Annotated in this window: 12 protein-coding genes and 1 pseudogene; 1 reads left to right on the top strand and 12 read right to left on the bottom strand. The window is 65.6% G+C overall.

Going from position 1 to position 12,542, the window contains the following annotated elements; all coding sequences use genetic code 11:
• From FJV80_RS31710 to FJV80_RS31675, 8 genes and pseudogenes are all read right to left on the bottom strand, one after another.
• Nucleotides 1–290, bottom strand: a pseudogene (locus FJV80_RS31710) (hypothetical protein); the annotation flags it as partial.
• A complete protein-coding gene (locus FJV80_RS31705; protein WP_142878272.1) occupies nucleotides 290–1,933 on the bottom strand; it encodes a GspE/PulE family protein in 1,644 nt (547 codons plus the stop codon). The pseudogene FJV80_RS31710 and the gene FJV80_RS31705, both read right to left, overlap by 1 nt.
• Entirely contained in the window at nucleotides 1,930–2,856 is a 927-nt protein-coding gene (locus FJV80_RS31700) for a general secretion pathway protein GspK (protein ID WP_142878271.1), read from the bottom strand. The genes FJV80_RS31705 and FJV80_RS31700 overlap by 4 nt, the downstream gene beginning before the upstream one ends.
• Nucleotides 2,853–3,410 carry a hypothetical protein gene (locus FJV80_RS31695; RefSeq protein ID WP_142878270.1) on the bottom strand — a complete coding sequence of 186 codons (558 nt, stop codon included), beginning with the start codon at nucleotides 3,408–3,410 and terminating at the stop codon, nucleotides 2,853–2,855. The genes FJV80_RS31700 and FJV80_RS31695 overlap by 4 nt, the downstream gene beginning before the upstream one ends.
• Nucleotides 3,407–4,000, bottom strand: coding sequence for a type II secretion system protein GspM (gene gspM, locus FJV80_RS31690; protein ID WP_142878269.1), 594 nt, complete (start codon nucleotides 3,998–4,000; stop codon nucleotides 3,407–3,409). Before gspM ends, FJV80_RS31695 begins: the two co-directional genes overlap by 4 nt.
• 2 nt (nucleotides 4,001–4,002) lie before the next feature.
• Complete coding sequence (locus FJV80_RS31685; RefSeq protein WP_245318053.1) at nucleotides 4,003–4,956, bottom strand: PilN domain-containing protein; 954 nt, start codon at nucleotides 4,954–4,956, stop codon at nucleotides 4,003–4,005.
• Nucleotides 4,957–5,349: 393 nt separating this feature from the next.
• On the bottom strand, nucleotides 5,350–6,477 hold the full coding sequence (locus tag FJV80_RS31680; protein WP_142878268.1) for a serine hydrolase domain-containing protein: 1,128 nt from the start codon (nucleotides 6,475–6,477) through the stop codon (nucleotides 5,350–5,352).
• Between the two features lie 97 nt (nucleotides 6,478–6,574).
• Complete coding sequence (locus FJV80_RS31675) at nucleotides 6,575–7,615, bottom strand: proline racemase family protein (protein WP_095771392.1); 1,041 nt, start codon at nucleotides 7,613–7,615, stop codon at nucleotides 6,575–6,577.
• A 108-nt stretch (nucleotides 7,616–7,723) separates the two neighbouring features.
• Here FJV80_RS31675 and FJV80_RS31670 point away from each other — a divergent pair, with 108 nt between their 5' ends.
• Nucleotides 7,724–8,686, top strand: a complete 963-nt coding sequence (locus FJV80_RS31670; protein ID WP_095771393.1) for a dihydrodipicolinate synthase family protein — start codon at nucleotides 7,724–7,726, stop codon at nucleotides 8,684–8,686.
• A gap of 74 nt (nucleotides 8,687–8,760) precedes the next feature.
• Here FJV80_RS31670 and FJV80_RS31665 read toward each other — a convergent pair whose 3' ends face one another.
• The 4 genes from FJV80_RS31665 to FJV80_RS31650 are packed head-to-tail and all read right to left on the bottom strand — an operon-like array spanning nucleotide 8,761 to nucleotide 12,539.
• Nucleotides 8,761–9,507 (bottom strand): SDR family NAD(P)-dependent oxidoreductase, encoded by a 747-nt coding sequence (locus FJV80_RS31665; RefSeq protein WP_095771394.1) that lies wholly within the window; start codon nucleotides 9,505–9,507, stop codon nucleotides 8,761–8,763.
• 38 nt (nucleotides 9,508–9,545) lie between these two features.
• A complete protein-coding gene (locus tag FJV80_RS31660; protein ID WP_095771476.1) occupies nucleotides 9,546–10,724 on the bottom strand; it encodes an alanine--glyoxylate aminotransferase family protein in 1,179 nt (392 codons plus the stop codon).
• Between the two features lie 25 nt (nucleotides 10,725–10,749).
• Nucleotides 10,750–11,556: a 4-pyridoxolactonase gene (locus tag FJV80_RS31655; protein WP_095771395.1), complete on the bottom strand. Its 807-nt coding sequence runs from the start codon at nucleotides 11,554–11,556 to the stop codon at nucleotides 10,750–10,752.
• A gap of 47 nt (nucleotides 11,557–11,603) precedes the next feature.
• Complete coding sequence (locus FJV80_RS31650; RefSeq protein WP_095794022.1) at nucleotides 11,604–12,539, bottom strand: ABC transporter permease; 936 nt, start codon at nucleotides 12,537–12,539, stop codon at nucleotides 11,604–11,606.
• Between the last annotated feature and the right edge of the window lie 3 nt (nucleotides 12,540–12,542).

Here is a 12,542-nt window from a genome sequence, read left to right as displayed (position 1 = left end):
CCCCCCCCCCCCCCCCCCCCCCCCCCCCCCCCCTCGACCGTGAAGCCGGCGTTCAGCAACACCGCAAGCTCGGAAAACAGTCGGCTGAGGTCGACCCTGCGGGTCAGCGTCAGCGCGCTGCGCCCCGGCAGGCGAAGCTGCGGCCTTTCGCTGTTCACCGGCGCAAGATGGTAGGAGCGGCGGCCCTGCTGCGCCAATTTGCGGGCGGCGTCCTGTTTGGTCGACGCATCGAGAACGCCGGCCTCCGTCGAGCCGTCGGCCAGGTAGGCGCGATAGGCGAAGGCCGGCATCAGTCACCGCCCGCGAGATCGATGACACGGCGGACCTCGTCCATGGTGGTGACCTGCGATCGGGCAAGCGCGGTTGCGTGGACCGACAACGGCACGAGGTCGTCCTCGGCGGCAATGCGGCCGATCTCCATTTCGCCGGCGCCCTGATCGATAAGCTCGGCAATGCGCGGCGACACCTGCAGCATTTCATAGGTCACCGTGCGCCCGCTGTAGCCGGAGCCGTTGCAGGTGCGGCAGGCCGGACCGGTCTGCTCCGCACCCCGGCAGGTCGGGCAGATACGGCGCAACAGCCGCTGCGCGATGACGCCGCGGATCGTCGCGCCGAGCAGATAGCCGTCGATGCCCATGTCGCGCAGGCGTGTCAGCGCGCCTGCGGCACTGTTGGTGTGCAGTGTCGAGAACACGAGATGGCCGGTCAAGGCCGCCTGGACCGCGACCTGCGCCGTTTCGCGATCACGAATCTCCCCGAGCAGGATGATGTCGGGATCCTGGCGCAGGATCGAGCGCAAGGCAGCGGCGAAGTCGAGGTCGATCGCGGGATTGACCTGCAACTGGGTGATGCCGGCCATGCGGTACTCGACCGGATCCTCAACGGTGAAAATCTTGACGTCCGGCCGCGAACGCTCGGCCAGGATCGAATAGAGTGTCGTCGTCTTGCCGCTGCCGGTCGGCCCGGTGATCAGCACGATGCCATTGGCCGCTTGCGACATGTTGCGGATCTTGGCCTGCGCGGCACCATCGAAGCCAAGCTTCTCCAGCTTCAGTTCGACGCCGGCGCGATCGAGAATGCGCAGTACGATGGCCTCGCCGTGAATGGACGGAATGACCGAGACGCGCAGGTCGACGTCGCGGCCGCGCACGGCAATACGCATGCGTCCGTCCTGCGGCAGGCGCCGTTCGGCGATGTTGAGCCGCGACAGGATCTTGATGCGGGTGGAGATACCGGACAGCATCGCGATCGACGCGGTGTCGACGGTGGACAGCATGCCGTCATGCCTGAAGCGGATGCGGACATGGTCCTCGAGCGGCTCGATGTGGATGTCGGTGGCTCTCGCATCGACCGCCTTGTGGATGGTCTCGGCGACGAAGCGCACGATCGGCGCCTCACGGGCAAAATCCTTCAAGCGCTCGAGGTCGTCAGGGCCGAAATCCAGGATTTCACCGTTGCTGCCGCCATTCGAAACGGCAGCCAGCGCTGATTGCTCGATGCGGTCGATGCATTCGGCGATCAGGCGCCTTGGCAAGATGCGCAGCGCCAGGGTCCGCTCATAGTGGAAGGCCAGTGCATCGATGGTGGCCGAGGAGAAAGGATCCGCCACGGCGACGACAAGCCGTTCGGCGTCCATCTGCAGCGGCAGGATGGCGTTTTCCCTGAGATAGGCCAGCGGCACGCTTGCCAGCATTTCGGGGCTGACCTGTTCGGGGATCTCGACCGGCATCGGTGCGTCGAGGTAGCGGCTGAGGCTGCTGGCAAGCTCCTGCTCGCCGATCAGCCCAAGTTCCGTCATCACCGTATCGAACGGATGTCCCGAAGTTCGCGATGCCCCCAAGGCGCGTTGGGCGGCATGCGCGGTCAGCACTTTCTCGCCCTCGAGAAAGGCGAGAAACGCCTCGATCCCCTTCGTCTGGACGGCAGCGTTCATGAGCTCCACCCCCGCAGGATCTGCGCCGCCTCATTGCCGAAAAGCACCTCGCAGCCGACGATGCCGGCGACCGGCGGCAATGCGCCGGCTTCGGCGGCCGGGCTCCGGGAGACGCGCGAGAATGCCGCGCCTGTCGGAGATTTTTCGATGATGAACCCGGCCTCGCCCGCGATGCCGGAACCGTCCCGCCTCACCACCACTTCGACCGTATAGGCTGACGCATCGGCCACCGCCTGAACGACCGAAGCACTGGAGCCACCGGCAAGGGCGGCGCGCAGACGGTCTGGCGCGCGGTCGGCGCTGATCGTGCCACGCTTCGAGTTGACCGTGAAAACGCCATTCAAGGTCCGCAGGGGTATCGACGACAGTGCTGAAAACTCCTGCAGTTCGGATACGGATTCGAACGGCGCCTGCTTGTCCTCGGGCGGCCCGACGGCGCTTCTCGACCGCGGCAGGTCGGCGAACAGCTTGGCGTTGTCGCGAAACCGGAGCGCGGCCTTGGCCAGTTCGGTCGACGCCCGCTGCTCGAAGCCGAGCGCCGCGAAGCCAAGCTCCAGCAGGCGGTCATCCGCGGCATTGAGATCGATCAGCCCGCCATGATCCTGGACGCGCACGGCGAAACTGAACCCTGCCGACCGGCATGATGCCGGCGTGGAATCCAGCGGAAACTGTTGCCGGCCGGAGGTGCCGGTCAACATGCTCGCGACCACATTGCCGAGGCCTTCGGCCAGCAGCAACAGGCGCTCCTGTTCGACCTCGCTGTTGGCGATCATCAACCGTGTTTTGGCCGTCACGGCAAAGGGGACGACGATCGCCGAGACGATCAGCATGAACACCAGCACGGCAACCAGCGAGAAGCCGCTGCGGGTGCTTTCATCCCGCGAGCTGGTGCCCGCGCTGTCATGGGGAGCGCGGTCGCTCATAGTTGCGGTTCGCTCGGGGGTGGCGGCGGCGCATTCTTCCATGGCGGATAAAGCGGGATGCGCGCCAGCTTGCCATCCCGCTCCAGCACGGCCTGATCCTTGTCGATCGCCGACACCCTCCAGCCGTCAACAGTGTCGCCACTGCCATACCAAACCGCGGCTTCGCTGCCGGCGACGCGCAGCAGCGCCTTCGCGGCGCCGCCGTGAATGCTGATGCCCAGCAGCGATGGGGCGACGGCCGGTGGGGCTTCGGGTGGTGGTGGCGCCGGCGCCGGCTCGACCGGCGCAACGGCAACCTCCACCGGAGGCGGCGCGACCGGCGGGGGCACGAATTTCCGGCGTGTCGGCGTGAACAGCGGGCGCTGGAACGTCTCGCTGAAATCGCCGGCTTCGGGAAATTGCAGCGATCCCGCCACCGAGGTTGGGCCGCCATCGTGCCCCTTGCCCGAGGCCACAGGTGTGATGTCGACAGGCGTATCGTAGAGCGCGACATTGACCAAAGCGAGGGCCGCGATCACCGCCGCAATCGCCAGGCCGGTGAATTTCCCGGTCATGGCTTGACCCCGGCGGGTGCCATCTGCGTTTGCAAAGGCCCGTAAAACAGGATCTCGGCGAAAAGCTCGGGGTCGCCGGTCCGTCCCGCCGCCGGCCTGACATCGGTGGTCCGCAAAGTGGCTTCGCGGATGAACAGCACCGGCAGCGAGGTCTCGATGGCGAGAATGGCGTTGTGGATGCCTTCCAGCGGCCCCGAAAGGTTGGCCCGCAGCCCGATGAAATCGACGCCGGCTTCGCTGAGCACCGGTGCATTGCCGGCGGACAGCACGCTGACCCCATTGGCGGCGGCAATCGCGTTCAGCCGGGTCTGTAGCCCGCCGCGGATGATCGCCTCGCTGCCGCCGGTGAGAAATTCGGGATTGGCCGCGGCTTCCGGACTGGCGGCGCTGTCGAGGCGCTTTGCCAGGGCGGCCACGCTCTGCAGCTGGCCGAGAAGCTCGCGCTTTTCCTCGATCCCAGCCTGTGCGGAGGCGACGCTGTCGAACGCCGCGAACACCAGCCAGGCAAGCGCACAGGCCGTGACCGCGGCGATCGCCAGCGCAATCAGGCGGCGGATCGTCGGCCTCGTGTTGAGGATGGCGGAGAGCATCGTCAGAGCGCCCCGATCTTGGCCGAAATGGTGAAGTGCTCGCCGTCCTGACCGGGAACCTTGACCACCGGCGAGGCGAATTCGGGCGCCGAAAACAGTGGCGAGGCGTCGATCGGCTGGATCAGCTCGGCGGCCGAGGTGGAAAAACCTGATATGGTCAGGTCGTCGCCCTTGGCCGAGAGATCGGTCAGCCAGGCCGTGTCGGGCAGCAGATGCGTCAGCTCGGCCCATACGCGCACCAGCGATGCCGTCGTCTTCTTTTCCAGGCGGATTTTTTCGATCCGCTCAATGCCGGCCTGGCGCTTCTGCAGCGAGGTGCGCGCCGCCTTGGCCAGCACCTGCGCATCGGCGATCTGCGTATCCAGTTCAGCCTCGGCCTGCCAGGCGCGCCAATGCGCATGCACGAAGGTCACCAACACGGCCCCGGCCAGCACCGAAAGGGCCGCAATCCAGGCGGTCCTGGCACGCCGGTCACGCGCCGTCGGCGGCCAGATGGCGGCGAGGCTCAGCGGATCGGCGCGCAGCGTGCCGGCCGGGTGCGACAGCGACAGGCAGCGAACGCACCCGCCGGCGCGGCGGACCGCGTCCAGCACGGCGGCAAGCGTCTTGGCCTTGACGACGTGGTAGACGCTGTCCTGCGCCGCCGTCGCGGCGAAGACGACATGCACCTGCGCCGGGTCGATCGGCGTCGAAGCCATAAGGTCGAGTTCGGCCATGTCGCGTGCCTGCCGAACCGGCAACCGCCGCGCCGCGAGATGGCGGGGCAGGAACAGGCCTGGCTGGATGCTGATATCGAAGCTCGGCCGCCTGCGCCGAGACCCGCCTTGGAGCAGTGCCAGTATCTCGTCGGAGGAAGCCGTCAGCGTCAGCGGGATCGACTGGAACTCCGGCGCCTTGGCCTCGCGCACACGAATGCCGTCATCCGCCAGGCTGACGATCCAGTCGGCGGCGGACACTTGCTCTTTCCTGGGAACAACCCGCGTCCAGACCTCTCGCAGCTCATCGAGCCACCAGTCGAAAAAGTCCAGAAATTGCGCGTTGAATGTCGCCACAATCAACCACCCGCCGCCCCGGCTGATTCTCAGCCGGGGTTTCAGGCCGAGACTACTACAGATGGTGGCGTGATGCGGATATTTGCGAAGGCGCAGGAGAGGGATTAGCCACAGCTTTTGTTGGAACGCCGGGGGATAGCGAGGGAGCTATGTGTCTTCCATCGGAAGGATGGGCCTACAATCCCGAACGACCCGAAGCCGGCAAGCCGCCGGCGTGAACCAGGGTCACTTTTCGCCCCGCCGAGCGCGCACCGCTTCCGGCCCGCCGGGCCACTCGGCTGGCTCTCAGCCATTCAGTCAGAGCGAGTCGTATACGGCTTCGATCAACATCTTGCGGCGCGGGTCCATGTCGTCAAAACCCAGCATGCGGTTGGTGACGTAGCCGAAACCGACGCCGGCACCGGGATCGGCAAAGCCGATGGCGCCGCCCCAGCCGGTGTGGCCGAACGTTTGCGGCGACGCACGGCCGCCATAGACCGGATCTTCCATCTGATAGCCGGCGGCGAAGGCGGTGGGTGCGGCGAAGCTTTCGTCCGTGCCGCGAACACGCTGACGCGCCGCCGCTTCGATTGCCGCGCGGCCGATCAGTGGATGGCCCTCCCAGACGCCACCGGCTGCCATCATGCCGTAAATACGCGCCAGTGCGTGCGCCGTCGACTGGCCATTGCCGCCCGGCACCTCGGCGGCGCGCCAGACGCGGTCGTTGGGGGCCAATGCACGGGGCGCCGGATTGTCGGCTGCGTGGGGAAAGGGCGAGGCGCGGACAAAGTCGACCCAGTCCGAGGCACCGGGGCCTTCGATCATCTCGGCGACCCTGGAATCCTCACCGTCCGGCAGACCGACATGAAAATCGGCTCCGAGCGGGCCCGCGATCTCTTCGCCGATGAAGCGGCCGATGCTTCGTCCGTCGACGCGTCGCAGCACTTCGCCAGCAAGATGACCGTAGGTAAGCGCGTGATAGATGCAGCGGCTGCCGGGCTCCCAGAGCGGCGGCATGGCCGCAAGCGCGTCGACAAAGGGCGTCCAGGCGAACATACCCGCCTCGTCCATCGGCACGGCAAGACCATTCAACCCCGCCTGGTGCGACATCACCTGGTCGAGCGTGATGCGCTCCTTGCCTCCGGCCGCGAATTCCGGCCAGTAACGGGCAATGGGTGCGGCATAGTCCACCCTGCCGCGCTCCACCAACATTGCAATCGCCAGCGCCACGACGCCCTTGGTGCAGGACCAGACATTGATCAGCGTATCCTGCCGCCACGGGCGGGTTCGCGCGGCATCGGCATGACCGCCCCACAGGTCAACGACAGTCTTACCGTGGACGACGACGGATACGCCACCGCCATGTTCCAGCCCCTCGGCGAAACACTCGGCAAACGCCGCGCGCACGGCACCAAAGCGCGGATCGCAGATACCATCCATGTTCATGCGTGAATTCTCACCAGGTACTGATATGACGGGCATGCCGTTGAGGCCATTCTGGCTTGGCGAGAACCCGCCAGTCCAGTGAATTGCCGGCTTCGACCTACTGCTTCACCGAGGTGGAGGTGCCCCAAGTATCCGACAGCACGTAGCCTTGGGGATAGGGATCGGTCGGATCGAGATAGTAGCTGTGCTCGCCTGTAATCCAGGCCCGGCCGGTGATCTCCGGAACGATGGCCTTGCGCCCAGCAATTTCCGTCAGCTCCACGATCCTGCCGGTGAAGCGCGAGCCGATGATCGATTCGTGGATCAACACGTCGCCAACGCCCATCATGCCGCGCGCTTGCAGCACGGCCATGCGGGCCGACGTACCCGTTCCGGTCGGGCTGCGGTCGGAGCGGCCCGGCGAGACAATGCAGGTGTTGCGCGTGACATTGCCCGGCCCCTGGAACGGCATGGCGAACTGGACGATCGACACGCCGCGCACATGGTCGAATTGCGGATGCACGACATCGAGCTGCCCGCGCGCGGCCCGCCTGATCTTCTCGCCGGCCACCGCCAGTTCGCGCGCCTCGTCGGGGGCGACCGAGAAGCCGAGCGCCTTGGCATCGACGATGGCGTAGAACATGCCGCCATAGGCGATGTCGACGATGAGCGTGCCCAGCCCCTCGACCTCGATGGCAGCGTCGAGACGTTCGGCAAAGGCGGGTGCGTTGCGCAACGTGATCGAGACGCATTTGCCGTCGCGGCATTGCGCGCGCACCTCGATGACGCCACCCGGCATGTCGAGCTTGAAGCGCGTCTCGGGCTCCTGCATCGGCACCATGCCGGTCTCGAGCAGCACCGTGGCGACGCAGATCGTGTTGGATCCGGACATGGGCGGATATTCTGTCGGCTCCATGATGATGGCGCCGGCGGCGCAATCCTCGCGCGTCGACGGAACGAGCAGGTTGACGTGGCGCGCGACGCTGCCGCGCGGCTCGCAGATCAGCATGCGCCTGATATGGTCATGATCGCGCTCCATCGTGATCATCTTGTCCATCATCGTGCGACCAGCCGGCGGCAGGACACCGCCGATGATGACGTCGCCGACTTCACCTTCGGCATGACAGCCGACGACACGAATGCTGGTTTTGCTGCGCATTGCTGTTCCTGCGTTGGTCCCTGGCGGCCACGACTATTTTGCTTGGCAAGCCGTGCCGCTTCGGGACAAACTGATCAATCCGCGTGCAAGCCTCAAGGAGAATCCGAAATGACCTCTAATGTTTTTTCCGGCTGCATGCCGGCGTTGATGACCCCATGCACGCAGGACCGCCAGCCCGACTTCGACGCGCTGGTGCGCAAGGGACGAGAGCTGATCGCGGCCGGCATGTCGGCTGTGGTCTATTGCGGCTCGATGGGCGACTGGCCGCTCCTGACCGACGAGCAGCGCATGGAAGGCGTCGAGCGCCTGGCGAAGGCCGGCGTGCCGGTGATCGTCGGCACCGGCGCGGTCAACACCGCCAAGGCCGTCGCGCATGCGGCGCACGCCCAGAAGGTCGGCGCCCGGGGCCTGATGGTGATCCCGCGTGTCTTGTCGCGCGGGCCCTCGGTGACGGCGCAGCGCCATCACTTCAAGGCAATTCTTGCCGCCGCGCCCGACCTGCCGGCGGTCATCTACAACAGCCCCTATTACGGCTTTGCCACACGTGCGGACCTGTTCTTCGCCCTGCGCGCCGAACATCCGAACCTGGTCGGCTTCAAGGAGTTCGGCGGCCCGTCGGATCTGCGCTACGCGGCGGAAAACATCACCAGCCGCGACGATGAGGTCACGCTGATGATCGGCGTCGACACAGCGGTCTTCCACGGTTTCGTCAATTGCGGCGCGTCCGGCGCCATCACCGGCATCGGCAACGTCCTGCCAAAGGAAGTGCTGCACCTTGTGGGCTTGAGCCAGGCGGCAGCCAAGGGCGACGCCGAGGCCCGCCAGCGCGCGCTGGAACTGGACGCCGCGCTCGCCGTGCTGTCCTCCTTCGACGAAGGCCCAGACCTGGTGCTCTATTTCAAGCACATGATGGTGCTGAAGGGTAATCCCGAGTACCTGCTGCACTTCAACGACACGGATGCCCTGACCGACAGCCAGCGCGGCTATGCCGAAGCGCAGCTCAAACTGTTCGACAGCTGGTATGCCCAATGGTCGAGGCAACCCGGTGTGATTGCAAGGTCCGCCGCCTGAGCCTGGCAGATGCGACGGGCGGCCATGGTTACGGCCGCCGGTTGCATCGCGGGGCTGAGCAGCCGCTGTCTGACTTAGTGCCTGACCATCCCGGCGTCGACATTCAGCGTCTGGCCGGTGATCCAGCGCGCATCGTCGGAGGCCAGGAACGAAACCACATCGGCGATATGTTCCGGCTGCCCCTTGCCCTTCATCGCCTGCAGCATTTCGACAAAGCCGAACGCCTCGTTGTGCGGGCTCGCCTTGACGCCATCGCTCTCGATCAGGCCGGGCGTCACCGCATTCGCGGTGATGTTGTATTTGCCGAGTTCGGTGGCCAGCGCCCGGGTGAAACCGATCACGCCGCCCTTGGCCGCGACATAGGCCGCCATGTTCGGTGTGCCGGCAAAGAAGGTGTTGGAAGCGATGCTGATCACCCGCCCGGCCTTGCCTGCCGCGCGCATCTGGTCCGTGCCGGCGCGGGTGACGATGAAGGTCCCCGTGAGATTGACGTCGATGATCTTGCGCCAATGGTCGAGATCGACGTCGTCCCAGGCGACGAACGGCACGATACTGGCATTGTTGACCAGGATATCGATCCCTCCGGTCAGAGCCTGGATTTCGGCGAAGAGTGCCTTGACCGAGGCCGGATCGGAAATGTCGGAGGCGATCGCCCTCGCCTTCCCGCCGATCGACGCGGCGGCAGCCTTGGCGCCTTCGGCGTTGATGTCGCTGAGGATGACGGTTGCCCCGTCGGCGGCAAGCCGCGCGGCGATCGCCTTGCCGATACCCTGTGCGGCGCCGGTAACCAGGGCCGTCTTTCCCGCAAGCCGTTCAGTCATGAAAATGCTCCCTCAATCCGTGATCTGGTGATGTCTGTTCAGGCGTCGGCGTCGACAACGGCCAGCGCCGCTTCGATGCCTTTTCCGATTGCGAGTTTCTGGCCGGCGGCATTCATGGCGCCGCCAAGTGCCGTCAGCGCCGCGATCGCATAGATCGGCTGGGCGGTCGGCCCCATATGGCCGATGCGCGTCAGCTTCCCCAATGTCTCGCCGCGGCCCGACGAAAACACCACGCCGTAGCGGGCGCGCGCGGCCTGGCGAAGCGCCTTCTCGTCGACACCGTCGGGGGTGCGAACGGCGGTAGTCGTTGGCGACGCGATGCTGTCGCTGGCGGCCCAGATCGCCAGGCCCATCGCGGTGACGCCCGCGCGCATGGCCCTGGCGGTGAGCGCGTGGCGCGCCCACACCGCCTCCGGTCCCTCATTGAGGTAGAGATCGAGCGCGACATCGAGCCCGTTGATCTCCGAGACCGACGGCGTGAACGGAAACGGCTTGTCCCTCGACCAGGCGTTTTCCCAATCGACGATGCTGAGCATCGATGCGCGCGGCGCCAGGGGATTGGCCTTCATCTTGGCCCAGGCCCGCTCGCTGACGCCCATCATGGTGAGGCCGGGAGGAGCGCCCAGGCATTTGTTGGGGCCGGTGACATAGATATCGGCCTTGCAGTCTTCTGGATGCGTCTTCATGCCGCCAAAGGACGAGACCGCGTCGACGATGAGATAACCGCCATGCGCCGAAACCAGCTCACCGATGGCGTCGATCGGATTGATGGTGCCGGACGGGGTGTCGTGATGACAGACCGAGACGATGGTGATTTCCGGATGCGCCTTGAGCATGCCGGCGACCGCCTGCGGGTCGATCGCCTCATTGTAGGGCACCTCGATCTCGAGCAGATGCGGCGAGTACCGTTTCGCCCAAAAGCCGAAGCCCTTGCCGTAGACGCCCGAGGCAAGGTTGAGCACGACGTCATCAGGCGCGATCAGTGACGCCGCCGCCGCCTCGAGGCCGAGCACCGGTTCGCCATGCAGGATGACCGGCTTGTTCGACAGCCGCATCGCCTTCTGCGCCTTGTCGACCACACGCTCGTAGAAGAGCTGGAACGCAGGATCGTAATCATAAAGCACCGTGCGGCCGAGGCCGCGCAGCACTTCTGGATAGGCGTTCACCGGCCCCGCGGTCAGGGTGATGACCGGATCGGCGTGTTCGGGATAGGGCATCATCTTGTCTCCGGATTGGCGGCGGTCAGCCGTAGAATTGCGTGCCGGTCCTGTAGGTCTTGAAGTTGTCCATGTCGTGCGAGTACATCAGCTCGGCGCCATGGTCCTCGGCGAGCTTCTTCACCTTGCGCATCGAATTGACTCCCGCCACCGGGTCGATGTGGAAGGCCGCCTGGCACAGCGTCTCCAGGCTCTTCTGGGTGTAGGCGGCGTCGATGGTGAATAGGATCGGCTTGCGCTTGGGGAACTCGACCAGCAGACTGTAGTGGCCGATCGAATGGCCTGGTGTCGAGATCAGCTTGACGCCCTTGGCGAGATCGACGTCGCCGTCGATGCCCTCGAAGGTCGAGTTGGCGCGCGTCGTGCCTTCCAGCAGTTGCGCGGTCGCGCCACGCGCTTCGGCGGCCTCCGCCGAGAAGCTCAGGTCGGAATAGCCAAGATGTTCGAAAGGCTGCGGATTGCACGCCTGCGGCACTTCCGAGCGATGGCAGATCTTCTTGGCATGCGGAAAATACTTGTTGCCGCCGCAATGGTCGAAATGGAAATGCGAGTTGACGACGACGTCGATGTCCTTGGGTTCGAGCCCGAGCAGCGCAAGCGCGCCAGGAATGGTCTGGTGCTTTTCCTGGATCGGCTTCTCGAAGGGCAGCACCTTCATGACGTGATCATAGTCGTAGCCGGTGTCGATGAGGAACCGGCCCTCGGCATGCTCAATCAGGATCGAATAGACGGGGAAGCGCACTTCGCCGCCCGGGCCGCGATTCCAGAACACGTGATAGCCGTCGAGAACGAGCGAGCCGCCGTCGAGCAGGTAGACCTTGGTATCCGACATTCTTGCCTCCTGTTTGGCGCGGGTCCCTTCCGCGCATCTGATTGTGGTCAGCGCGCGCCGCGCTCGTATGGAATGCCTAGTGCCGCCGGAAGGCTGGCACGCCGGCCGAACAGCACCAGCATGATCATCACCGCCAGGAACGGCAGCATCTGGATGACGTCGGTCGGTATGTTGATGCCGGCCACCTGCATGGCCGTCGTCAGCGACAGGCAGACGCCGAACAGCAGGGCGCCGAAAAGCACCCAGACCGGGCGGCCGCGCGCCAGCATGGCCAGCACGATGCCGAGAAAGCCGGCGCCATTGGTGATGAACGGAATGAACAGGCCGGCCCCGACATTGGCGAGAAAGGCGCCGCCGAGCCCGGCCAGCGCGCCGGTCGTCAGCACCGCGATCGTCCGAGTCCTGATGACGTCGATACCGGCAACGTCGAGTGCTGCCGGCTTGTCGCCGGCCGCCTGCAGATTGAGGCCGAGCTGCGTGCGCCGATAGAGGTAGCCCATGCCGAACACCAGCGCGACCGCCAGATAGACGATCAGATGGTGTTTGAAGAAGGCCGGCCCGACGACAGGAATATCCGACAACAGCGGAATGACGGTAGCGTCCGCCGCCGGCAGGCGGGGATAGCTGCGCGAGAATTGGAAATGATGAAGCAGTGCCGTCAGGCCTTCTAGACCGAGCGTCAGCGCGATGCCGATGACGATCTGGTTCAGCCCGATGCGCACGCACAGCAGCGCCATGATCAGCGCCACCGCGACGCCGCCGGCGGCACCTGTAAGGAAGCCCAGCCACAACGACCCGGAATAGAAGGCGCCGACGAAGCCGAGATAGGCGCCGGCCAGCATCATGCCTTCGATACCGATGTTGAGCACGCCGGCTTTTTCCGACATCTGCTCGCCGAGGCCGGCCAGCAGCAGCGGGATGGCGGCGGTGACGGCGCCGAACAGCAGCGCACTGAGAAAGACTTCGCTGAAGAGCCCGGTCATGCC

It is taken from the genome of Mesorhizobium sp. WSM4310 (genome assembly GCF_007003935.1).
Classification (GTDB): domain Bacteria; phylum Pseudomonadota; class Alphaproteobacteria; order Rhizobiales; family Rhizobiaceae; genus Mesorhizobium.
The sequence above is the reverse complement of the archived record's forward strand: the minus strand, read 5'-3'. Positions and strand labels throughout refer to the sequence as shown.

Coding starts and splice junctions, on each gene's coding strand:
- FJV80_RS31705 (WP_142878272.1), bottom strand. CDS start 1,933: ATGAACGCTGCCGTCCAGACGAAGGGGATCGAGGCGTTTCTCGCCTTT.
- FJV80_RS31700 (WP_142878271.1), bottom strand. CDS start 2,856: ATGAGCGACCGCGCTCCCCATGACAGCGCGGGCACCAGCTCGCGGGAT.
- FJV80_RS31695 (WP_142878270.1), bottom strand. CDS start 3,410: ATGACCGGGAAATTCACCGGCCTGGCGATTGCGGCGGTGATCGCGGCC.
- gspM (WP_142878269.1), bottom strand. CDS start 4,000: ATGCTCTCCGCCATCCTCAACACGAGGCCGACGATCCGCCGCCTGATT.
- FJV80_RS31680 (WP_142878268.1), bottom strand. CDS start 6,477: ATGAACATGGATGGTATCTGCGATCCGCGCTTTGGTGCCGTGCGCGCG.
- FJV80_RS31675 (WP_095771392.1), bottom strand. CDS start 7,615: ATGCGCAGCAAAACCAGCATTCGTGTCGTCGGCTGTCATGCCGAAGGT.
- FJV80_RS31670 (WP_095771393.1), top strand. CDS start 7,724: ATGACCTCTAATGTTTTTTCCGGCTGCATGCCGGCGTTGATGACCCCA.
- FJV80_RS31665 (WP_095771394.1), bottom strand. CDS start 9,507: ATGACTGAACGGCTTGCGGGAAAGACGGCCCTGGTTACCGGCGCCGCA.
- FJV80_RS31660 (WP_095771476.1), bottom strand. CDS start 10,724: ATGCCCTATCCCGAACACGCCGATCCGGTCATCACCCTGACCGCGGGG.
- FJV80_RS31655 (WP_095771395.1), bottom strand. CDS start 11,556: ATGTCGGATACCAAGGTCTACCTGCTCGACGGCGGCTCGCTCGTTCTC.
- FJV80_RS31650 (WP_095794022.1), bottom strand. CDS start 12,539: ATGACCGGGCTCTTCAGCGAAGTCTTTCTCAGTGCGCTGCTGTTCGGC.